22 protein-coding genes and 1 pseudogene are annotated in these 22,698 nt (G+C 52.9%); 5 read left to right on the top strand and 18 right to left on the bottom strand.

Annotated features, from left to right (window positions below):
- Window positions 1–5: 5 nt before the first annotated feature.
- The 8 genes from phoC to ACZRKO_RS19535 all read right to left on the bottom strand — a co-directional run bounded on the left by phoC (window position 6) and on the right by ACZRKO_RS19535 (window position 8,625).
- Window positions 6–743 carry an acid phosphatase PhoC gene (gene phoC, locus ACZRKO_RS19570; protein WP_463738906.1) on the bottom strand — a complete coding sequence of 246 codons (738 nt, stop codon included), beginning with the start codon at window positions 741–743 and terminating at the stop codon, window positions 6–8.
- A 268-nt stretch (window positions 744–1,011) separates the two neighbouring features.
- A complete protein-coding gene (locus tag ACZRKO_RS19565) occupies window positions 1,012–1,662 on the bottom strand; it encodes a CatB-related O-acetyltransferase (protein WP_463738905.1) in 651 nt (216 codons plus the stop codon).
- Window positions 1,663–1,796: 134 nt separating this feature from the next.
- Complete coding sequence (gene sugE, locus ACZRKO_RS19560) at window positions 1,797–2,117, bottom strand: quaternary ammonium compound efflux SMR transporter SugE (RefSeq protein WP_463738904.1); 321 nt, start codon at window positions 2,115–2,117, stop codon at window positions 1,797–1,799.
- Window positions 2,118–2,274: 157 nt separating this feature from the next.
- Window positions 2,275–3,675 carry an amidohydrolase family protein gene (locus ACZRKO_RS19555; RefSeq protein ID WP_463738903.1) on the bottom strand — a complete coding sequence of 467 codons (1,401 nt, stop codon included), beginning with the start codon at window positions 3,673–3,675 and terminating at the stop codon, window positions 2,275–2,277.
- Between the two features lie 110 nt (window positions 3,676–3,785).
- On the bottom strand, window positions 3,786–4,640 hold the full coding sequence (locus ACZRKO_RS19550) for a LysR family transcriptional regulator (RefSeq protein WP_463738902.1): 855 nt from the start codon (window positions 4,638–4,640) through the stop codon (window positions 3,786–3,788).
- A gap of 116 nt (window positions 4,641–4,756) precedes the next feature.
- The gene (gene amyA / locus ACZRKO_RS19545; protein ID WP_463738901.1) at window positions 4,757–6,238 is read right to left on the bottom strand and encodes an alpha-amylase; all 1,482 of its coding nucleotides are present in this window, start codon (window positions 6,236–6,238) and stop codon (window positions 4,757–4,759) included.
- A 119-nt stretch (window positions 6,239–6,357) separates the two neighbouring features.
- A complete protein-coding gene (locus ACZRKO_RS19540; protein ID WP_463738900.1) occupies window positions 6,358–7,782 on the bottom strand; it encodes a surface lipoprotein assembly modifier in 1,425 nt (474 codons plus the stop codon).
- A 75-nt stretch (window positions 7,783–7,857) separates the two neighbouring features.
- Entirely contained in the window at window positions 7,858–8,625 is a 768-nt protein-coding gene (locus ACZRKO_RS19535) for a Slam-dependent surface lipoprotein (RefSeq protein ID WP_463738899.1), read from the bottom strand.
- Between the two features lie 331 nt (window positions 8,626–8,956).
- On the opposite strand from ACZRKO_RS19535, the gene ACZRKO_RS19530 reads away from it, so the two are divergent.
- The 3 genes from ACZRKO_RS19530 (at window position 8,957) to ACZRKO_RS19520 (ending at window position 11,583) form a co-directional block, all read left to right on the top strand.
- On the top strand, window positions 8,957–10,417 hold the full coding sequence (locus tag ACZRKO_RS19530; protein ID WP_463738898.1) for an AMP nucleosidase: 1,461 nt from the start codon (window positions 8,957–8,959) through the stop codon (window positions 10,415–10,417).
- A 213-nt stretch (window positions 10,418–10,630) separates the two neighbouring features.
- The gene (locus ACZRKO_RS19525; protein ID WP_463738897.1) at window positions 10,631–10,996 is read left to right on the top strand and encodes a hypothetical protein; all 366 of its coding nucleotides are present in this window, start codon (window positions 10,631–10,633) and stop codon (window positions 10,994–10,996) included.
- A gap of 17 nt (window positions 10,997–11,013) precedes the next feature.
- Window positions 11,014–11,583: a glycine zipper family protein gene (locus ACZRKO_RS19520; protein ID WP_463738896.1), complete on the top strand. Its 570-nt coding sequence runs from the start codon at window positions 11,014–11,016 to the stop codon at window positions 11,581–11,583.
- A gap of 12 nt (window positions 11,584–11,595) precedes the next feature.
- Here the strand turns inward: ACZRKO_RS19520 and kup are convergent, their stop codons facing one another.
- The 4 genes from kup to ACZRKO_RS19500 all read right to left on the bottom strand — a co-directional run bounded on the left by kup (window position 11,596) and on the right by ACZRKO_RS19500 (window position 15,945).
- Window positions 11,596–13,464 (bottom strand): low affinity potassium transporter Kup, encoded by a 1,869-nt coding sequence (gene kup / locus ACZRKO_RS19515; RefSeq protein ID WP_463738895.1) that lies wholly within the window; start codon window positions 13,462–13,464, stop codon window positions 11,596–11,598.
- A 132-nt stretch (window positions 13,465–13,596) separates the two neighbouring features.
- The gene (locus ACZRKO_RS19510; RefSeq protein ID WP_463738894.1) at window positions 13,597–14,781 is read right to left on the bottom strand and encodes a sugar transporter; all 1,185 of its coding nucleotides are present in this window, start codon (window positions 14,779–14,781) and stop codon (window positions 13,597–13,599) included.
- Between the two features lie 175 nt (window positions 14,782–14,956).
- Window positions 14,957–15,280, bottom strand: a complete 324-nt coding sequence (locus ACZRKO_RS19505) for an AzlD domain-containing protein (RefSeq protein WP_463738893.1) — start codon at window positions 15,278–15,280, stop codon at window positions 14,957–14,959.
- Entirely contained in the window at window positions 15,277–15,945 is a 669-nt protein-coding gene (locus ACZRKO_RS19500) for an AzlC family ABC transporter permease (RefSeq protein ID WP_463738892.1), read from the bottom strand. The genes ACZRKO_RS19505 and ACZRKO_RS19500 overlap by 4 nt, the downstream gene beginning before the upstream one ends.
- Window positions 15,946–16,048: 103 nt before the next feature.
- Between ACZRKO_RS19500 and ACZRKO_RS19495 the strand changes: the two genes are divergently transcribed.
- Window positions 16,049–16,597, top strand: a complete 549-nt coding sequence (locus ACZRKO_RS19495) for a helix-turn-helix domain-containing protein (protein ID WP_463738891.1) — start codon at window positions 16,049–16,051, stop codon at window positions 16,595–16,597.
- 83 nt (window positions 16,598–16,680) lie between these two features.
- Here the strand turns inward: ACZRKO_RS19495 and ACZRKO_RS19490 are convergent.
- The 5 genes and pseudogenes from ACZRKO_RS19490 to ACZRKO_RS19470 form a co-directional block, all read right to left on the bottom strand.
- Window positions 16,681–17,344: pseudogene (locus tag ACZRKO_RS19490) on the bottom strand (porin); the annotation flags it as partial.
- 331 nt (window positions 17,345–17,675) lie between these two features.
- A complete protein-coding gene (locus tag ACZRKO_RS19485; RefSeq protein WP_463738890.1) occupies window positions 17,676–17,879 on the bottom strand; it encodes a hypothetical protein in 204 nt (67 codons plus the stop codon).
- Window positions 17,880–17,992: 113 nt separating this feature from the next.
- Window positions 17,993–18,655 (bottom strand): ribulose-phosphate 3-epimerase, encoded by a 663-nt coding sequence (gene rpe, locus ACZRKO_RS19480; protein ID WP_463739044.1) that lies wholly within the window; start codon window positions 18,653–18,655, stop codon window positions 17,993–17,995.
- 13 nt (window positions 18,656–18,668) lie between these two features.
- Complete coding sequence (rpiB, locus tag ACZRKO_RS19475) at window positions 18,669–19,121, bottom strand: ribose 5-phosphate isomerase B (RefSeq protein WP_463738889.1); 453 nt, start codon at window positions 19,119–19,121, stop codon at window positions 18,669–18,671.
- Between the two features lie 106 nt (window positions 19,122–19,227).
- The gene (locus ACZRKO_RS19470) at window positions 19,228–20,826 is read right to left on the bottom strand and encodes a PTS transporter subunit EIIC (protein WP_463738888.1); all 1,599 of its coding nucleotides are present in this window, start codon (window positions 20,824–20,826) and stop codon (window positions 19,228–19,230) included.
- A gap of 357 nt (window positions 20,827–21,183) precedes the next feature.
- On the opposite strand from ACZRKO_RS19470, the gene ACZRKO_RS19465 reads away from it, so the two are divergent.
- Window positions 21,184–22,056, top strand: coding sequence for an SIS domain-containing protein (locus ACZRKO_RS19465; RefSeq protein ID WP_463738887.1), 873 nt, complete (start codon window positions 21,184–21,186; stop codon window positions 22,054–22,056).
- A gap of 12 nt (window positions 22,057–22,068) precedes the next feature.
- Here the strand turns inward: ACZRKO_RS19465 and ACZRKO_RS19460 are convergent, their stop codons facing one another.
- Complete coding sequence (locus ACZRKO_RS19460; RefSeq protein WP_463738886.1) at window positions 22,069–22,638, bottom strand: GNAT family N-acetyltransferase; 570 nt, start codon at window positions 22,636–22,638, stop codon at window positions 22,069–22,071.
- Window positions 22,639–22,698: the final 60 nt, after the last annotated feature.

Raw genomic sequence — 22,698 nt, 5'->3', positions numbered from 1 at the left:
CAAATTTACTTATGTTGCTTAGCAAATTCTTCTTTGGCTTTCTGCAATTGTTGCTGGAAAGCCGGATTTGTATGCAGCGTGGCAACAACGGCTGAGCCGACGATACGTGCGGCATCAACATCGCTCTGCCAGTGATATCCGCAGATTACCCGGCTCTGGCCCAGATCATAGCCACGTTGTAGGATCTGATCCTGGCGTTGCGGGTTAATCTCCGTCAACACTAACGCCGTGGCCCAGCCAATGGACGTATGGCCGGAGGGATAAGAACCATTTTTGGCAAGCTTATCCTGTTCGGTCGTATTGCAGGTAGGGACACCGTAGAACGCAAACGGACGAATGCGCATGTACTTCTCTTTAGCACCGCGCGTCGCTAAATCGCCTGCATCCTCAATCATGTTGGTCAGCAGCTTATGTAACTCAGGTGAGTCTTTCGCCGTGATTGGCGATCCAAACGCGCCAGAGAAAGCATTAGCCACCCCGCCACCACTCAGGTTGGCATCCTCAGCCGCCTGCTTGCCGCGTTCGGTTGAACGCAAAAGACGCCCTTGTTCATACATGGCCTGGTCATTGAGAAACGCAATACTGCCCACAGCAGGAGGCGGCGGAAGCAGTGTCAGGCTGTTAATAGCCTGATCATTTTTTAGAAAATAGAGGTCTGGTTTGGTCGTCGCATCATTGCCAGCAAGGGCAAAGGCATTGAGGGAAAACAGGCTGGCAACACAAAACGTAGCAACAATCTTCATCGAAGTTTCCTTACTTATCATTATATTTTAGTTACGAAATCAGCTTCGTAACATTTACTAACATTCGTCAGTAAAACAAAATACGGATTAAAAAGAGTGCGCCGGATCGCAAAATGATAGATTCATCACATATGTGAATGAATAATAGGCATATATACGTTTTTAGTTATGCATCGGAGTCTGTTTTTTGCGCAATAAGGCGTGGGGGTAGCTCGAAGGGACAGAGTAGAAATGGGCAGATTGCCTGCCCATTGAGAACAATAGGTATTTATTGGCCGCAAGTGCCGGTATCAATATCCAGCTGTTTCAACGCGGCTTCCAGCGCCGAAAGATCAGCCGAGCCCAACAGCGGGATCAGCGTTTCCCGTTGCACGGCAGAACGTTGATAAATGCCCAGCGCCAGAATACGGTTGATGACCTCTTGCTCAAATCGATATTTGATCACTCGCGCAGGGTTAGCGCCGACCACAGCATAAGGCGGAATATCTTTGGTCACTACGCTTCCTGCGGCAATCACAGCGCCCTCACCTACAGTTACTCCAGGCATGATCATGCAGCGCATTCCCAGCCAGCAACCGTCGTTAAGTACAGTATCCCCACGCGGTTGATAAGAGGTTTTCACCTCACTCATAAAAGGATAAAGACTGATAAAATCCATGCAGTGATTATGATTTCCGCCCATCAAAATCACGGATTCCGCGCCGATACAGACATAGTCACCGATGATAAGACGGTCAATATGCCCGAGCGCCTCCCACTGCTGGCTGACGCTGTCACCGTGAAGATAACGGACAACCGAATGTTCGAATCCGTGATCCCAGCAATCACTGTAATAACTGTGCTGCCCGGTGATCAGAATATTGGGATTTTTTACCGTCAGGTGAAGATACTCGACCTGGGACCAATGTTTGTTTTTCATGACTTTTTCCTTGAAATAAGAAAGCCACGGAACGATTTAACTTCGTGGCAGTGATTACACGTTCAGATAATCACTGGTTCTGGCAATGCGGGGATGCAGCAACCAAGGGCTGCTCAGAAAATAGAACGTCATAACTACTCCTTCGTTGCCAGTTTCAGCAGCACCACGCCGGAGAAAATCAGCAGAACGGCGACAACACGCATTGGATTCAGGCTTTCACCGAACATCGTGACGCCGAGAATAAATGCGCCAATAGCACCAATGCCAACCCAAACGGTATACGAGGTGCCGAGCGGCAGGGTTTTCATCGCCACGGCCAGCAGAGCAAAACTGAGCAGCATAAAGAACAGCGTGATGAGACTGGGGATCAGACGTGTGAAACCGTGCGACTCTTTCATTGCCGTCGACCAAACCACTTCAAAAACACCTGCCAACACCAAATAGATCCAGGCCATATTATTTACCTTAATAGAATCCAGGGCCGTCCCTAAATGATCTGGCTGAGTCTCTGGTCGTCCAGTCAGCGTATGTATCTGTGGAAATTATAGTGTAACCGCCCCTGATTTTACAGCCCGCAGCGGCCAATGTTGTGATGGGCTGCAGGCTGAAACGTCAGACTTTTTGCACGGTACCCGCCACCAACCTCCCCTGATGGAACGTGGCTTTGACGTCAGACACGCGGGCGACGGCTTCAGCCGAACAGCTCGCCTGCACCAGAATCATCTCCGCACTGTCGTTGATCGCGGGCCATTGCCGCTTACCGTTGTCATCCAGTGGCAGGACGTTGCCCGTCGCAATCGCCAGCGATCGCGTCAGGCCAAACTCATCCGAGTTACCATATAACTGCGCATAAAGATTGGCTTTCTCCAACATGCTGCCGGTGCCAAATGGCGACCAGTGATCAATAACGCTGTCGGTTCCCGTCATAACAAAAACGCCCTTCTGACTCAGCTGCGGCAACGGCATCGCCAGCTTCCCGATAGGCACCGTGGAGGCAACGGTAAAGCGCTGGCGGGCCAGTCCGTCGATCACTTCATCGAGTTCGTCACCCTTGAGCGTCGAGAGCGCAAATCCGTGGCTCAGCGTCACTTTGCCCTGTAACTGCGGGTTCTGTTCTACCGTTTTAATCATGTATTTTACCGCCGCGACACCGGCCGGAGAGGTTTCATGCAGATGAATATCCACACCTTTATGGGTATCGAGCGCAATACGGAACATGGCGTCCAGCGACTTCTCCATCGCGCCGTCCACGTTCGTGGGATCCAGCCCGCCGACATATTGCACGCCCATTTGCATGGCTTCACGCATCAGGCCATCGACATTCGAGTGCAGTAAACCATGCTGCGGGAAAGCAACAATCTCACAGCTGAAATCCTGTTTATGCTTTTCCAGCGCAATGTGCAGATGCTCCAGACTTTTCAGACCGCTGACCGGGTCGATATTGCAGTGGCTGCGCGCCACCGTGGTGCCTTTAGCATGCAGCAGGCCAATAATGGCTTCGGCGCGTTCAACCGACGTCGGCAGAAGTTGGGGAATAAGTACCTGCTCGCGGGCAATCATATCCATGATAGTTTTGCCTTTACGCGGCCTTGGCGCTTCCCACGGGCCACCGTAAAACGTCTTATCGAGATGAATATGCATATCGCGGGTGGCTGGCAGCAGCAATAGCCCCTGCGCATCAAACCCCGGCAATTTACTGGCCACCGCACCGTTGGCCGGTTGTATGGCGACAATTTTTCCGTCGTTGATGTCCAGATGATAGAGCGCGGTTTTGGTCGCAACAATCATGCCATCCTGGTGCTCAAAACCCTCCTCCAGCCTGACATTACGCAGCTGGTAATGGACAGGCGTAATGGTTTTGACTTGATCGGGGTCATCGCATTTTTGCGGTGGATATACCGTACTGAGCGGCGCGGCGGAGGCCATGCCGGTGGCGAGCAACGCACCGCCAGCGGTTAATTTTGCACTCTGGGAGAGAAAGCTTCTGCGGCTCTGTTGCAGGGAATTTTGCACGTCGGTTCCTTATTCATGCGAGGGAAAATGGCCTGTTCCTTTCACCATAAAAGAACTGTCCCTGCCCGGCTGCTATATTTTCCACTGGCGATCAGTGGCAAACACAATGGCTAAATGAGCTGGCAAAAATGTTGCAGTTTCTCGGCCAAGGCCCGCTGGGCTACCGTGGCGTCAGGGCGATAAAACAGCGCCAGTTCAATGGTATCGATCACGGGCAGCCCGTTCTCAGCCCCCAGAATCCGGTGCCCGGGCAAACGGCAACTGGCCGGAAGCAGTGTGACGCCCAGCCCGGCAGCGCTGGCCGCGGCAAGTGCCGCCAGACTGGCGCTGCTGTAACTGATACGCCAACTGAGGTCCAGATTATCCAGCGTCTGACAGAGTTCTTCCCGATACATGCCGTTAAGCGGAAACAGCACCAGTGGCACCGGCGAGCGTTCAAAGGCGGGGAATCCGGCGCTGTCGAGCCACAGCATAGGCTCCGCGCGCGATGCATTGGGCTTTTCACCTTTCGTCTGCTTGATAAGAATGATATCCAGCTCTTCCTGTTGCCATGCGCGACGCAGTTCGTTGCTCAGACCGCTGGTAACGTTGAGCCGCAGATGCGGATGTGAACGGCCGAATTCGGCCAGAAGAGTCGTGGTGGCGGCAGCAAAATCTTCCGGCACGCCCAGTCGCACGACACCCTCACGCCACTGATCGCTCAGGGCGTCATGGGCTTCGCCATTGAGCGCAATAATGCGGCGCGCGTAGCCAAGCAGCCGATCTCCTTCTTCGGTGAGCTTAACCTGATGCGAAGTGCGCTCCAGCAAAGGTTTGCCGAGAGCCTCCTCGAGACGCCGCACCTGCTGACTGACAGTCGACTGCGAAAGAAAAACCCGCTCAGCCGCACGCGTAAAATTGCCCGTTTCACAAACGGCCACAAAGCTGAGTATTTGCTGCGGGCTGAACATCGGATAGCGATTCATTTTTTCACTACTTAGGGGGTGGCTATTTCATATCCCAATAGTAGCAATCCTGATTGCGCTGGCAAAGGGCGGGTACACGATGCGATAAATTACCCGCCCGGCCAGGCTATTTTACGTCATTCGGTCACCACCCAGACGCTGAGGCTGCCCGCGTTGCAGCGAAATACCGCCGTACCCTGATCGTCAGATTCGACTTGCTCCTGACAGTTGTCGAGCAGGTCGTGCCATTTCTTACCCGCGTAGCCTTCGCCCAGCGCGACTGACTTCTCGCCCTCTTCGCCGTTGGACATCACTACCACGCAGCCTGGATGTTCGTCGGTCCCGCTGCGGCTGAAAGCCAGACAGTTAGGGTGACCGAAGTAATCGGTCTGTACGCCCCAGGCGTGTGTCTGGCGGGCCTTGATTAAGATCTCCAGATGCGGGACCACCTGCAATTCCACTTCATGCTCGTTGCCGTCGCTGCCGGTATCCTCATAAGTGGCCCCAAACAGGCCGGGATAAAACACGATGGGGACGCCCTGCTCGCGCAGCAAAATCAGCGCGTAAGCCAGCGGCTTGAACCAGGGTTCGATAGGTGCTTCGAGCGACTGCAATGGCTGAGTGTCATGGTTAGCCACCAGCGTGACAGCGTGCGCCGGATCGGCAGCCACCAGCGTGTTGTCGAAGATTTTACTCAGGTCATAATCGGCGCCACCGCGCGAGGCATGATGGAAATTGAGCTGCAACGGCGCGTCGAACAGCATGGTTTTGCCGTCAACCTGCTGAATGTACTGCTGTAAGGTTTCCACTTCATGGGACCAGTATTCCGCCACGATAAACATCGGCTGTTCGGCTTCGGCCTGAATATGGTCGATCCAGTCTTTATAAAACCACGCCGGAATGTGTTTTACCGCGTCGAGCCGAAAGCCGGTACAGCCAGTTTCGGCCATCATCCAGCGGGCCCAGTATTTGAGTTCTTCATCCACGGCTTTATTTCTGAAATCGACGTTGGCCCCCATCAGATAGTCATAGTTGCCGAATTCAGAATCCACTTCAGTATTCCAGCCGTCGGCGGTGTAGTCGTTAACGATTTTAAACACCCCGTTTTCATCGGGATTTTCAATGTGATCCACGCCGCTGAAGCAGTGATGGTCCCAGACGAATTCTGAGTACTTCCCCTGCCGCACCGGGAAAGTGAAGCGCGTCCAGGCATCTGCTTCGATTACCTCTTCCTCAATATCATCCCGGTTATCCTGAGAGACGCGGTTAACCTGAATGCGCTCTTTCTCGTCGGCCCCCATTTTATGGTTGAGGACCACGTCCATGATCACGCCGATTTGCCGCTCCTTCAGCGCGAGGATCGCCGCCAGAAGCTGCTCTTTATCACCGTATTTGGTGGCGCGGGATCCTTTCTGATCAAATTCACCCAAATCGAATAAATCATAGGTGTCATAACCGACGGAAAATCCGCCGGAGGCCCCTTTATACGCAGGGGGAAGCCAGACGGAAGTGATGCCAATCTCTGCCAGATAGTCAGCGCGCTCAGCGACTTCTGGCCACAGTTTTCCGCCATCAGGGTAGTACCAGTGAAAGAACTGCAACAGTGTGGGATTTTGCATGACGGCTATTCCATTTCGCATGACAGGGAAATGAAGTATGGAGCAGGAATCATAAAAAGGTTAGCCGGGACAGACTTGTCACTCACTGCCCGAGGGGCATTTGCCACCGCGGGTCTGATTTAGAAGTTTTTGTCCACGCTCAGAAACACATTGGTTTCATCATAACTGTAGAAATCGATATTGCTGTTCACCACTTTATAGACCACGTTGATCTTGGGCATCAGGTTGAAGAAATAGAAATCGCGGTGCCAGAGTGATAGAGCATAAATTTGCTCATCGTCTTTGCGTTTTACCTGAAAAATATCATTCTCACCCTGATACTTGCGCTGCGCCAGGTTGGCCATCAGACCCAGAGAAACCCCGTAAGGCAGCGCCGTTTCGGCCCCGAGGCGCGCACCCAGCCTGCGGTTAGTTTCTGCATCCACCTGTGTCTTCTGCTGACCGAGATCGAACCCGGCAAACACGGAGATACGCGCATTGACGGCGTGGGCCAGCGTGGTGGATATCAGTGTATTGTGCCCCTGCAAGGCCGCGTAGTCACGGTTGTCGTAATCCAGTTTCTGGTATTCCACCGCCTGACTGGATTGCCAGTCCGGTGCCAGCAGATAACTGTATTCCGCCCTGATACCCGCACCGGCAGAATAGGCCTCGGTGGCATACCAACGTTTTTCATAAAAAGGTAACAGCGCCAGTTGCTGACGGGCATTCAGGAAGGCATAGCCAAGATAGACACGTGATGTGATGTCGTCAAAATCATGGTTATTCCAGTACGTTTTCCCGCTCAGTGTGGTTCTGAAACGCAAATTCTGGTGATCGGTAAGTGAAACATCACGCTGCGCGAGGCCACCAAAATAAACGCCCTCACCCCGCTTGGGAAAAGAATCGGCGTTGCGCTGGAACACCTTGTCACCAATGGTGATGTATTTATTGTCTGACGCATTGTTTACGTTGCTGTCATTGAGGTAACTCAGGCTGAAGTTGCCTGTCCAGCCCGCGTGTTTATCCATGTAAGCAAGATAGCTGTCGATCTTCCCGATGACTTCCGGGGGAGGATCCTGACGGCGGGCCTGTTCGAAATTCCAGACAGCGGCCTGATACTGACGATCTTCGAACAGCGCTTTAGCCAGATCAAGGCGAACGCGAACGTAATCAGGATGCTCAGCCAGCAGCGTGCGGTAGGTCGAAATGGCCTGACGATAGTCTCCGCGGCTGTACGCCAGCCCCGCTCTGGCATACAGCACCAGCGAGACATCGGCCTGCGGGCTGGCTGCATACACCGGCAGGATAGCGCCCACCATAGGCCACTGTTCCTCTTCCACCGCCTGATTGAGCATCGCTCCGGCGAGTTGCGGATTCTTTTGCAGCATGGTGTTATCAATGACAGGGCCTTGCGCACTGGCTCCGTTATTTCCCCGATCGAGGGGTTGCAGCACCTGAATATCTGAGGCGGCAGGTATGATGCGGGTTTCCGGCTGAACCGCCAGAGCGGGAACTGCAGGCCAGACAAACACAATAAACGGCCAGACAAAACGGCGAAATTCCATTTTTTAAGGGATTCATATCAACAAAGCGGTGCAGGGATCACCCGGCGAGCCAACTGCGCTGCGCCGGGTTCGTTATTACGGATTGGCCGTGGCGCCAAAAGAGGCGTCTAGTTTGGCATCAGCAAACTGTGCTATACCGCCAAGTTCCTGTGCGGCAGGCCCGTTGAAATGGCCGACAAAAGTGCCACTCTGACCGCCAGTCTGTGCTGCGCCTTTGATGCCGCCATTTTGGATCTGGCCTTGCATGGCGATTTCAGAACCAAACTTGTCGCCGCTGGCGATATTGCCATTGATCGTTTTAGCCGCAAAATCTACCTGGAACGTCGCCGGTGAAATCTCCCCTGCGCGCATCCCGCTGCCGGTATAGGTTGCACTGCCTTGTGCAGGCACGGCATTGGCAGACGTGCCCTCGCCAGTATAGAAGACCCCGTGTTTATCCTCACGCATCGACACCCAGGTACCAAAGTTGGTGTAACTCATTTTCCCGCAACAATAGGACGTCTTCTCAACTGCAGCACCGGTGGCGGCATCCTGCGTGATGAAATTCGCTACCCCACTTACACTGACCCCGCCGTTACGCATCACATAAGATTTGCCGTCTGGCGTAACGTAGGTATAGGCCGACACCGTGCCCAGCGTGGCTTTTGAGACCGGGATCTCTGCGTTGTCTGTCGCACTATTACCTGAATTACCGGCATTGGTGTCTGGTGCGGGTACCGGAGTCACTACCTGAGGTGTATTGCTACCGCCGCCGTCACCACCACCGCCTCCTCCTCCACATGCGCTTAACAACGCGGTGGATACCAGAGCGGATAAAAGCAATACACGCTGATTCTGTTGCATGGCATAACGTCCTTTGTTGTAAGAGATTCGCAAGAAAAATGAATATTTGTAAAAAATGTAAATTAGGATTTTTAGTATATTGGAATGTTTAAAAAAAATTCAACATAGAATGTCATTCAATGTAATGGGTTAGAGGGTAACTGAGAATTTTCTTAACGCGCGAGTTCGCGCACTGCATTCATAAAATTTACATTTAACAGCGCGAAAATGTGCGAGAGAAGAACGTGAAGAGATAAAGGTGAAAGGTGTCCCGCAATTGTTCCGGTTGGGATCCTGTGTTAAGCAATGTCATACTTTGTGTTATGAACGTATAAAATCAAAAGGAATCACTTTGAACACAAGCAATCCTGGTACTCAACTGACCGCCGCCGAAGCCGTTGATCGGCTTGAAGTCCTCTACAGCGGTGCTGTTATTGCGCTGCGAAAAGCCATTGGCGAATTTATTATTGACGGCTCCCTGCCCGACGCAGACATACGCGCCTCAGGGCTTTTTACTTACCCGGAACTGAGCGTTAGCTGGGACGGTACCGCGCAGAATCAGTTTAAATCCCGCGCCTATGGGCGTTTTCCGCGTGCGGGAAAATACACGACGACCATTACTCGCCCGGAGCTGTTTCGCGAATATCTGGCCGATCAATTGGCACTGCTGGAAAGTGAGTACAACGCCAGTTTTGTGGTTAAACCTTCCGAGCTTGAGATCCCGTTCCCGTTCGTGATTGACGGCTCCGACCTGAACCTCAACCGCACCATGAGCGCGGCGCTGGCTCACCATTTTCCGACCACCGAGCTGTCGCAAATTGGTGACCAGATCACCGATGGTCTTTCGCCTTCGTCTTCGGTCTTCCCGTTGTCGCATTTCGATGCCCTGCGCACCGACTTCTCGCTGGCCCGCCTGAAGCACTACACCGGCACGCCAGCGGAGCACGTTCAACCTTACGTGCTGTTCACCAACTACACCCGCTACGTGGACGAATTTGTCAGCTGGGCCTGCGCGCAGATTATCGATCCCGCCAGCCCTTATGTGGCGCTCTCCTGCGCCGGCGGCGCTTACGTCACGCCGGAAACCATTAATCTGGAAGAGACGGTGTCAGATCTGGCATGGAAAAAGCACCAGATGCCGGCCTATCACCTGATCGCACGCGACGGCAAAGGCATTACGTTGGTCAATATCGGCGTCGGGCCGTCGAATGCCAAAACTATCTGCGATCATCTGGCCGTGTTGCGTCCTCACGCCTGGCTGATGATTGGTCACTGCGGCGGGTTGCGCGAAAGTCAGCAAATTGGGGATTACGTGCTGGCCCACGCCTATCTGCGCGATGACCACGTGCTGGACGCCGTGTTGCCGCCGGATATCCCAATCCCGAGCATCGCCGAAGTACAGCGCGCATTGTATGACGCCACTAAAGTGATCAGCGGAATGCCGGGCGAGGAAGTGAAACAGCGTCTGCGTACGGGAACGGTCGTCACGACGGATGATCGCAACTGGGAGCTGCGTTATTCTGCATCGGCCATGCGCTTTAACCTGAGCCGCGCCGTGGCCGTGGATATGGAAAGTGCCACTATTGCGGCACAGGGTTACCGGTTCCGCGTGCCTTACGGTACCTTGCTGTGCGTGTCTGACAAGCCGCTGCACGGCGAAATTAAGCTGCCGGGTCAGGCCAATCATTTCTACGAAGGGGCGATTTCCGAGCACCTGCAAATCGGCATTCATGCCATCGGTCTGCTACGTGAGGAAGGCGACAAACTGCACTCGCGTAAACTGCGGACCTTCAACGAACCGCCGTTCCGTTAACGCCTTTCTGGTGACGTTGTCACCTGTACGGGGAAGGTTTATCCTTCCCCGCTATCCTCTGAATATTTCTACACAATTACTGTCGATACCTTAGCGTATTCCCCCTGATCTCCCGCGTAAAAAAACGCTTGTACCGGCGTATATTCCCCTCTATCGATGGGCGCTGCGCCCAAAGTCAAAGACGTTGTTAAAAGCAGGTTGTCGAGGTGGTTTATGAAAAGGCTATTGATGTTAATGCTGGCGGCGGGGGCGCTGATGTCTGTCACGCAGGCTTCGCAAGCCTACGGCTATTACGGGCATGGTTACTATGGACATGGGTATTACGGACATGGCTATTATCATGGCTGGTACGGTGGTCCGAATGTGGTGATCGGCGTATCGCCTTGGGCACCCCCGCCACCGGTCTATTATGGTCCGCCGCCGGTAGTCTATGTGACGCCACCGCCAGCGCAAACCTATGTTGAGAAAACCCCGACTTATGCCTATTACTGCCAGAATCCGGCGGGCTACTACCCCCGCGTGCCGCGTTGTTCACGTGGCTGGATGAAAGTAGTGGTTGGCGATCCCGCTTCCCGTTAAGCCTGAGTGAGCTATCCATGAAACGTCTCTATAAGTTAGCGCCGCTGGCTCTGCTGGCGGCCCTTTCCGGCTGCGTCTCGCCGCCCTCCAGTCCGGATGTCACTGTACTGCCAGGCAGCAGTAAAAGTTACGGGCAATTCAGACAGGACGACATTCTGTGCCGTAATACGGCGCAAAACAGCACCAGCGGCGGTGCGCAGGCGGCGTCAAACAGCGCCGCAGGCACTGCGACAGCGGGTACTCTCGTAGGCGCGGCGGCAGGGGCGCTGATCGGGGCGGCGTCTGGCCAGGCTGGTCCGGGCGCGCTGATTGGCGCGGGCAGCGGTTTGCTGGTCGGCAGTGCCATGGGCAGTAATACGGCGGGAATGAACAGCGGCGATTTGCAGGATCAATATGACGTGATTTATACCCAGTGTATGTACGCTAAAGGCAACAAGGTGCCGGTCGCCTACAACTACGACCAGCAGTCAGACACACGTCAGTCCGACGTGCCGCCGGACTACCAGCCTGCCGGGTCACAAAGTGATGTTCCGCCGGATTATACCGGTGGCGCTCCTGACAACAATGCACCACCGGATTATCACTAAAACACCGGGGCGTTAAAACTTCACCACGGCACCCAGCTCAATCACCCGGTTAGGCGGGATCTGATACAAGTCGGGTGCCCGTAGTGCGTTACGCTGTAACACCTGGAACAGTTTGCCGCGGATGCGCAGATACCACGGACGTTTATCCAGCGCCAGCGTGTCGCGGGAGAGGAAGAACGAGGTGTCACTCATGGTGCAGCGCAATCCGTCCTGCCCGCAGCGGTAAAAGACCTCTTCCAGATTCGGTGTCTCACGCCAGCCATAACTCGCCACCACCCGCCAGAACGACGGTGAAAGATGCTCGATGGTGACGCGTTTGAGTTTATGCACATACGGAGCATCGGCGCTGGCGATCGTCAGCAGGATCACCCGATCATGCAACACCTTGTTATGTTTAAGATTGTGCAGCAACACCAGCGGTACCGCATCAGGTGCGCGTGACATAAACACGGCCGTGCCCGGTACGCGCAGCGGCGGGGATTTCTCCAGCGAGGTGATAAGCGCATTCAACGCATCCGGGTCTTCCCGCAGACGGCGCAGCAGGCGCGTACGCTCAGTGTGCCAGGTCATCATGATCAGTAAAATGCTCAGCCCCAGCACCACCGGCAGCCAGCCGCCGGAGAACAGTTTGGTCAGGTTCGCGGCGAACAGCGGAATATCCACAGCCAGCATCAGCACCATCAGCAGCAAGCCCCAGCGCGGTTTCCAGCCCCAATTTTTTATCGCCACAATGCTCAGCAACACCGAAGTCAGCGCCATGGTGCCAGTGACGACAATGCCGTAAGCCGATGCCAGATCGCTCGAGTGCTTGAAACTGATGATCACAATCAGCACGGCCACGTAGAGCAGCCAGTTCACCACCGGAATATAAATTTGGCCGGACTCGACATCCGAGGTATAGACAATGCGCATTGGTGGCAAATAACCCAGCCTCATCGCCTGACGGGTCAGAGAAAATACGCCGGAAATCACGGCCTGCGAGGCAATCACCGTCGCCAGAGTGGCAATCAGCAGTAGCGGCACCAGCGCCCAGTCAGGAGCCAGCAGGAAGAATGGGTTTTTAATCGCCTCAGGGTGAGTCATCAACAGCGCGCCCTGACCAAAATAGTTCAGCACCAACGAAGGCGCGACCAGTATAAACCAGGCGATACGTATAGGCTTTTTACCGAAGTGCCCCATATCCGCGTACAACGCTTCAGCACCGGTTACCGCCAGCACCACCATGCCGAGTGCAAAGAAGGAGATACCTTTGTATTCGATGAAGAAATTCACGGCCCAGTAAGGGTTAAGCGCCTGCAATACGGCTGGGTTTTTCATGATACCGCTGATGCCAAGCACCGCGAGTGACAAAAACCACAGCACCATGACCGGCGCAAACAGTTTACCCACGCTGCCCGTGCCTTTCTTCTGGATAACAAACAGCAGGGTCAGGACCGCGATCGACAGGGGAATAATGAAAGGGTCCAGCGACGGTTCGATGATCTCTAGCCCTTCAATCGCCGACAGCACCGAGATTGCGGGGGTGATCACGCCGTCACCGTAAAAGAAACTGCCTCCCACCAGCCCGAGAAATACCGTCACCGTGAACCATCGGGGCTTAACGTGGCGCACAGCCAGTGACATCAGGGTCAGTATGCCGCCCTCGCCGTCATTGTCTGCCCGCATCACAAAGCCGATGTACTTGATGGAAACGACCAGCATCAGCAACCAGAAAATCAGTGATAAAAAGCCGAAAATCGAACTTTCTGTCGGAATGATCCCCGCCTGCCCGGTCAGGCATTCGCGCAGGGTATACAACGGACTGGTACCGATATCACCGTACACCACGCCAATTGCCGCCAGCGTAACGGCGGGTAAAGGCTGCTTATTCTTCATATGCATAAATGGGGATTCGCAAGGTCAGTGGGCCGGAGAAAACCGGTGCATCTTGGCAGTATAGTACCGGCCAGTGCCGGTACGCCTGTCGATGTGAATTTATTGTTAAATTGGACTTTCTGTCGCGTTTTTCTCCACTTAGTGCGCCGCCCGTAACTGCGGGTAACGACGGAAAATAAAGACGCACCAGACCAGCGCCGCGCCTCCCATGACGCCACCGACATAACCCACATTCGCCATGCCGAAATGGACACTCACTTGATTGCCGAAGAGTGCGCCAGCGCCAATCCCCAGATTAAAGATTCCGGAGAACAGCGCCATCGCGACATCGGTAGCATCTGGTGCCAGAGCCAGTACGCGAATCTGCATCGCTAGCCCAATCGCCATCATGCCCATTCCCCACATAACGGCCAGCAGGGAAATGCTCACAGTGTGTGTCGCGGCCACCCAAAGCAGCAACATGCTGAGCGTGACGATAGCAATCGCTCCCACCAAAAAGCCTGACGGAAAACGGTTTCCCAATACGCTGAATAACACGCTGCCGAGGATCCCGGCACCGCCAAACACTAATAGCAGGAAGGTCGTAAAGTTCTCACCCATATCGGCCACGTTTTGCATAAAAGGTTCGATATAACTGTAGGCGGTATAATGCGCGGAGACGATAAGTGTAGTCAGTACATACATGCAAACCAGCGCAGGGCGTTTAAACAGCATCGGCACACTGCTCAGTGACCCGCTGTGCTCGCTTGGCAATTTAGGTAACAACTTCATCAGGCAAAGCAGGGTGATCAGCGCAATAAAGGCGATGATCGCAAACGTAATACGCCAGCCGAGATACTGACCAATCACGCGCCCGAGGGGTAACCCTAGTACCATTGCCAGCGCAGTACCGGTCGCCAGCATGCTCAGTGCCTGCGTTTTCTTACCCGCAGGCGCAACGCGAATAGCAAGCGATGCGGTTATTGACCAGAAAATCGCATGCGCCAGCGCAATACCGATACGCGAAACCACCAGTGACTGAAAGTCCCACGCCATTACTGACAAAATATGGCTGCCAATAAACAGGATAAAGAGCACCGCCAGCAAACGCCGCCGCTCGATATTACGCGTCAGCAGCATCAGTGGCAGTGACATCAGCGCCACGACCCAGGCATAGATAGTCAGCATCAACCCGACCTGTGCGGTTTCCATTGAAAAACTGCTGGCGATGTCCGACAGCAAACCGACCGGAACGAACTCCGTGGTATTAAAAATGAAGGCGGCGATGGCAAGCATAATGACGCGGAGCCACTCTGTCTTGCGTGAGATTGGTTGTGTTTGCATGAAAATATGTGACTTTTTGGTGAAGTGAAAGTAGCGTGCATGACAAAATAAATGTCATTTTTGTGAGCCGTATTGTGTTTTATTTCCACCTGAATAGGAACCGATATATCAGGTAAAGGGGAAAATTCCGCCACGCCGGTGACGTCTCACGCGATCCTTTCACTTTCTGCTGACCTCAATGCATTCCCAACCAGCGAAGACACGCCGTTACAACGGCGGCGGCAAGAATGACGATAATCAACGGCACTTTCCTCCACGCCAACATAGCCGCCACAATGACACCTGCCAGACGCGCAACACCGGCAAAGTGCTGCCCCTCGAGCAAGGTGGCAATGACCGCAACGGCCAGCAATAACGTGGTGGCCGCATCGGCGATCAGCGCACGGCTATTTTCGGTGAACGTCATGCGGGCGCCGAGTTTGAAGCCTGCTACCCGCAGCAGATAAGTACCGGTCGCCAGCAGCGCAATGCCGCCGATCACCAGAGCGTGGTCATTCATGCTTTATTCCTCCTAATTATTAATCCCAGCAGGGAAAACAGCACCGGCATCCCCACCGGGACAAAAGGGACAGCCGCGAGGGCAATCAGCGCCCCGGAAAAGGCCGAGAGAAGGGTTTTAGCATTGTTAAGCGCTGGCAGGATCAGCGCGACCAGGATTGCGGGGAATACGGCGTCCAAACCAATAGCCTGCGTGTCCGGAATAAATTTCCCCACCGAACCACCGATAATGACGCCCAGCGGCCAGCAGAGGGCAATGCCCAGACCACATAGCCAGAAGGCTGCCTTGCGCTGACGGTGTGAATTTTGCGAGACGCCAAACACCACGCTTTCATCATTCATGAGGTGACAGCCCAAAAAACTGAGCGGATTGCGGCCCACCAGATCCTTGACCGCAATACCGAACGGAAGATGACGGGCGTTAACCAGCAGCCCTGCGGCGGCGGCCGCAAAGGGACTGCCTCCCCCCGCGACAATACCAATAAACAAAAATTCGGAGGCTCCGGCCAGCACTAGCACTGAGAGCATTAGCGGCACCCACAGCGGAAATCCGCTACCCGTCGCCAGCGAACCGTAAGAGATACCGACGATCCCATCGGCCAGGCACACCAGCAAAATGGCTTTCACCGTATCCGCGTTTAGCGAAGAAAAACGGCCGAAACTCATAAAACTCATCCCATAACGAACAAACAGGCTGTTATAATGAACAATCGAAAACTGATTTACAAGTCGAACGATCGTTCGTTATAACAATTTAGCAGGATGACTTATGACTCAACCGATCAGCATTATTGCCAAAGCACTGGTGCGCGAACGTCAGCGTACCGGTTTATCTCTGGCTGAAGTGGCCCGTCGTGCGGGTGTTGCAAAATCGACGCTGTCGCAACTCGAAGGGGGTAACGGCAATCCGAGTCTGGAAACGCTGTGGGCGCTGTGCGTTGCGCTGGATATTCCGTTTGCGCGGCTGATGGAGCAACAGGTCAATCAGTCTCAGGTGATCAGGCGCGGTGAAGGCCCGTCGGTAGTGGCTGAGCTGGCGAATTACAAAGCGGTATTGCTGGCGACCTGCCCGCCAGGTGCGCGGCGTGATATCTACCTGTTGATGACTCAGCCGGGCGCTGACCGTGTGTCCCAACCCCATTCACCGGGTTCTGTTGAACATATCATTATCACGCAGGGGCAGGCGCTGGTCGGGCTGACAGAGGAGCCTTTCACGCTGAATGCCGGAGATTACATCTGCTATCCCGCCGATCAGGAACATATATTCCGCGCATTGGAAGTCGATACTCAGGCAGTATTGGTTTCAGAACAAAATTAACAGTGACAGAAGGCAGCAGGAATAAGCCGAAATAAAAACGAAAAAGCCCACCAAATAGGTGGGCCTAATAAAGATAATCTGAATTAGAACTGGTAAACCAGACCTACGGCAACGATATCATCGGTAGAAATACCGGTTGCTGTATAGAAGTCGTCGTCGTTGTCCAGCAGGTTGACTTTGTCATCAATATAGGTGGACATGTTTTTGTTGAAGTAATAAGTGGCACCAGAAAAATATTTCACCAGATCTTTATCCTTATATTCCGAATTATTAGCAATATCGACGGCCAGATCTTTACCTTTAGATTGCAGGTAGGGCATTTCAGGACGCAGACCGAAATCAAACTGATATTGCGCTGTCACTTCGAAGTTCTGCGTTTTGTTCGCGACCAGTGCGTCACTATCACCGATAGCCGGTCATATTACGTGTTTCAGAATACATCGTTGCTAAATAAACTTTATTTGCATCGTATTTCAGGCCAACAGTCCAAACTTCTGCTTTGTCACCTTCAGCAATCGTTCCATTAACTTGATCATTCGTACGATCAGAAGATGCGTAGGCACCGGAAGCGCTGACGCCCATACCGAAGTCATAGCTGGTGGACATACCGAGACCGTCGCCGTTTTGAGCACGGATACTGCGGTTACTGTTAGTGCTACCTTCACCAGAAATATTGCCGTCGTTGGCACCCTGATACTGCAGAGCAAAGTTCAGACCGTTAACCAAACCGAAGAAACCGCTGGTGCGAAGTTTTTGGGTTCATCACCATGAACTACTATCCTTATTGAATGCCACATTATTCGTCTCGCCATTCCCCTGTGGCAGATATTGTGTCTTCGCCCTGCCCTGACTGGCAGTTTTTTGCCTTAAATAATAGAAAATATATTAAATGGCTATGAAATAATGATAAAAAACCCATAACTGCAAGCAGTTATGGGCTCCACAAATGAGAGAGAAAATCACATTTACGACGAGGTCAGAGAGAACAATCTACTGCATACAACGTGCACTACCAGGAGAACGATTTATTACGCACAGCTCATTCCAATAACTAATGCGCATAACGCGACGGCCAGGGTTAATTCTCGCGATACCAGGCCGGGCCGACTCTTTCCATTGAAAAACTGCCCATTTCGATACCATATAAACTTCCCGTTGGGATTAAAGCTTCCATCATGCGCGTGCTGTCCTGTGAAGGTTCACTGATAAACGCACTGGCACACTTATGTTTGACGCGTTGCCAAAATGAGGTCGACTGCCTGAACGGTTTTTCTTGCGACATGATGGATACACTCCCGTTTAGTGAAATCATGAAGGGAAACGTTTTACCGTTGCTCTTCGTTGAAATCAGTTAACCGTGGAATGGCCGGGAAATAAAATACCCATTTTTGCTTTCTATAGTTGCTCTGCAACTATGCTCTGCCCACTGGCAATACCTCGCAGTGCCTCCATTGCCTCCATGTAAGTGCAATCTTTACGAAATAGCCCTGCCGTTCCGAGCACAAAATACTCCACATAGTCGCGTAGCTCTGCCACCACCTGAGGACTAATAGCCCCATCAATGGCGATTTTTGTATTCAGTCCCCGGTCAGCAATCATCTGCGCCAGTCGCTTAATTTTATCGACTGAACCGCCAACAAAGAGCTGCCCGGCGAAACCTGGATTTACCGACATCACCATAACCACGTCGGTGATATCGAGCACTTCCTCCAGCGCACTGAGTGGCGTGCCAGGGTTGATGGCCACGCCTGAGCGCGCTCCAGCCAACCTTATATTGCCGAGTGTCCGGTGCAGATGCACCGGGGCTTCGGCGTGAACATAGATGATCGCACAGCCCAGATCCGCGAATTGTTTAATGTACGGGTCTGGCGTTGTCACCATCAGGTGGACGTCATAGGGAATAGTGGTGAGCTTACCAATGGCTTTAATGTCTTCTGTACCGAGTGCGAAATTAGGCACAAAATGACCGTCCATAACGTCAATATGCAGCATGTCGGCGCCCGCATTTTCCAGAGCCTCGATCTCCTGAGGCAATCGCGAAAAATCAACGCACATCATTGAGGGGCAAAATTTAGGCAAGGGAACCTCCATGTTCGATGGTACTGATCTGATCGACACGGCGCTGATGACGCTCCCCCTCAAAATTGGCATCCAGCCATTGATCAACAATCATCTTGGCCAGTTCACTGCCAACCACCCGCGAACCAAAAGCCAGAACATTGGTGTTGTTATGTTCACGAGAAAGTTTGGCTGAATAGGGTTCACTGCATACTACGGCGCGGATGCCGGGAACTTTATTCGCCGCTATCGAAATTCCGATACCCGATCCACAAATCAGAATGCCCAGATCAACGTCCTGGCTGACTACGGCATCGGCCACAGGCTTAGCGTAACGCGGGTAATCGGTTCGTTCCGGTGAATTTGTCCCTTTATCAATGACCTCAATCCCTTTCTCTTGCAGGTGGCGGATAATTTCCGGTTTCAGGATCAAGCCAACGTGATCACAACCAATGGCAATTTTCATCGAAGTACTACCTCTTATTGTTCAATACATTTTTGTTGATTTGACGTGCCACGTTCGCGCAACACGCCATAAGTTCACGATATTTTGATTAACTGTGCAGTTCGCTTCAGGCGGTGGTCAGCGCTTCTTCAAGATCAGACTTGATTAAGGTGACGTGTGGCCCATAAATCACCTGAATTCCCCGGCCTTTACGCACTACGCCTTTCGCGCCGGATGCTCGCAGCAGACTGTCGTCAACTTTGCTTTCGTCATACACCGTGATGCGCAGACGGGTGGCGCAGCAATCAACATCTTCAATGTTGTCGCGGCCGCCTAACCCCTCAATGATGGTTTCTGAAACCTCCGTCACCTCTGCCCCTTCGCGCGCTGTTTTGCCTGCCAGCTCTACGTCCTTGCGGGTATACAGTTTGGTTTCCTGACCAGCGTCTTCACGACCCGGCGTTTTGAGCTGAAGTTTTTTGATGAGATAGCTAAAGCTGAAGTAATAAATAGGGAATAGCGGAATGCCGATCAGAATGGCGTTAATCCAGTGCGTTTTGGCATTACCCTGCATGACGCCAAACAGCACAAAGTCGATCAGGCTTCCGGAGAAGGTTTGCCCGACACCCACGTTGAAGATGTGGCACAGCATGAATGACAGACCGGCCAGCACGCAGTGCAGCACATACAAAATAGGTGCAGCGAAAAGGAACGAGAATTCAATAGGTTCTGTGATACCCGTTAACACGGCAGTCAGCGTGGCTGAAATCAACAGGCCAAAGACCAGTTTACGGTTTTCAGGCCGCGCACAGCGGTAAATAGCCAGAGCCGCGCCCGGAATACCAAACAGGTAGAAGGGGAACTTACCGGCCATAAAGCGCGTGGCACCGACGGAGAATTCCGTGGTATTGGGGCTGGCCAACTGAGCAAAGAAAATGTTTTGTGCTCCGGCGACGCTGTGACCGTCGATCACCATGGTGCCGCCCAATCCGGTTTGCCAGAAAGGCATGTAAAACACATGATGCAGACCGAAGGGAATGAGGGCCCGTTCAGTGAAACCGTAGATAAATGTCCCGGCGTACCCTGACTCATTCACCAAATGGCCGAGCATCATGATGCCCTGCTGTATAACTGGCCAGATGTAGAACATGACAATGCCCACACCGAGATAGGTCAGCGAGGTAATAATAGGCACGAAGCGGGTTCCGCCGAAGAAGGAGAAGACGGCCGGCAACTGAATCTTGTAGAACCGGTTGTGAAGCGCAGCAACGCCCAGCCCAACCAGAACGCCACCAAATACCCCCATCTGCAATGACTGAATGCCCACCGTCATCCCGAGCGAGCCATCGGGCAATGCGCCTTCTTTGAGCAAGCCGTTGAGTTCCAGCATGGCATTAATGGTGGCGTGCATGATAAAGAAGCCTATGACGCCGGAGATAGCCGCCACTTCTTTCTCTTTCTTAGCCATGCCCATCGCCACGCCTGTGGCAAAAAGAATAGGCAGATTCGAGAACACCACGCTGCCCGCACTTTTCATTACAGTAAGCAATGCGTGAAGTATCGTTCCCGGACCGAGAGCGTTTTGCAGTCCATATGACGCAATGGTGGTTTCGTTAGTAAAAGAGGCACCTATGCCTAACATCAGGCCAGCTACCGGCAGCAAAGCAATGGGTAGCATAAAAGATCTGCCGACGCGTTGCAGTACGCTAAAGAATGAGCCAGTCATGTTATTCACCCTGATTCAGTAGGTTATGGTTTTATTATTCGTATTATATTGAGCGACTTAGGAAAAACTCCGACAAACCGCTCATCCGATGTAAAGAAGGTTTTGTACATCCCGCAGGCCATTGGATTATCTTAAAGTGGCGCCTTCATCGATAACTCAACAACCGTTTTTTGCGTAAGGAAACACCCCAAACTTCACGAAAATAAAGTTATCAGTAAAGTTTTGATGCGGCAACGATCAAAAGCGATCAGCTTCACATTATTTATATTTATTGTGAAGTTTTGCCATTATGCTAAACTTCGGCCTGAAGTGAATTCTTCAACCCACTGACAACCCACACGTTTACAGAGTGAGACGATGGAACAGATAAACGACAACGACAATGCATTGGCCATCGGGGCGCGGATCAGAATGTGTCTGTCCAGCCTGAATACCACCGAGCGGGGGATCGCCGAGTGGCTGATCACTAAAGGGAATGTCAGTCAGGAGACCAGTATTAAAGAGGTGGCATCAGCGCTCAGCGTGTCGGAGCCGCTGATTGTGAAAGTAGCGAAGAAACTGGGATATTCCGGGTTTCGTGACTTGCGGGTATCGCTTCTGGCGTATTTTCTGGCATTGCCTTTTGATAAAGAGCAGGAAATTGATGAAAGCGATAACGTCGATTCTGTGCTGGAAAAGGTGTTTAGCAATTCGATTCAGGCGTTGAAAGAAGCCCAGTCAGTGGCGGATCCGGCAGTCATCAGTGAAGCCGCCAGGCTATTGCTACAGGCGCGCCATGTCGCCATTTTTGGTGTGGGTGGGTCGGCTACTGTCGGGCAGGATTTTGAACACAAGCTATTACGCATCGGTATCCACAGCCATTCTTACAACGATTTTCACCTGATGCTGATGGTGGCCTGCCAACTGGAGAAAGATGATGTCGTGATGGTGGTTTCTCAGTCCGGGGACACGCGTGAATTGTTGCAGGCGGTACAGGTAGCGAAAGAGCGCGGCGCGAGGATCATCTGCATTACTAATGACAACGCATCGCCACTGTCAAAAAATGCCGATTTATCGATTTTCAGCCCCGCCCGCGGGGGCCCGCTGCTGGGGCAAAACGCCGTGGCACGTATCATTCAGCTCAACCTGCTCGACACGTTGTTTATTGCCATCATTTTGCAGGATTATCAGGGGACCAAGCAGCGGCTTGAACGCAGTATCGAAATCGTCAAGCCACTGCACGGCAAGTAAGGCGGAGAAAGGTTAGCGGTTCTGGTAGAACATCAGCACCTTTTCAGGCTCAAAAGTGAAAATCGCATAACTGCGACCGTTCAGCTCGAAACCTTCCAGTTCGGTCATCGGGTAATGACGATGGATCAATAGCGACTTGTGGTTCTCTTTATCCACAAACGCCACACCGAGACGAAACTCCGCTTTCAGCGACTGGCAGATATGGATGAGTAACTGCGTCAGTATGCCCTTACCACGAAATGCCTGACGAACAGTGACGGGGCCGTACAGGAAAATATCCTCTGCCGTGGCCTGCCCGCTCTCCAGAACGGCATTGTACGCGGCCAGCGCCGTGCCGTGCTTTGCCAGTTTCCCCAGCGTGGTCATCGCCATACCGGTGATCACCGGATGACCATCGACCTGCTCTTTACTCACAAACACACCGCTGCCAGCCTGAAAATTTCTCAGCATAGCTTCGTCCATCGTGCCCTGGGTGAAGCCCTCTTCCGCACGTTGCTGCGCCGTGAGGTTTTCCCCTTTGGATTCGCCCAGTATCTGCAAGATTTCCTGCACGTCGCTGCCGTCAGATTTGCTGATATTCATTGTTGCTCCTGTCGCGTGGTCTCTGACGATGAGTATGGCAAAGGTTCCGTTCTATTTCTG

It is taken from the genome of Ewingella sp. C233, assembly GCF_055407225.1.
Note: the sequence above shows the minus strand (reverse complement) of the source record. Positions and strands in the feature narration are given on the sequence as shown.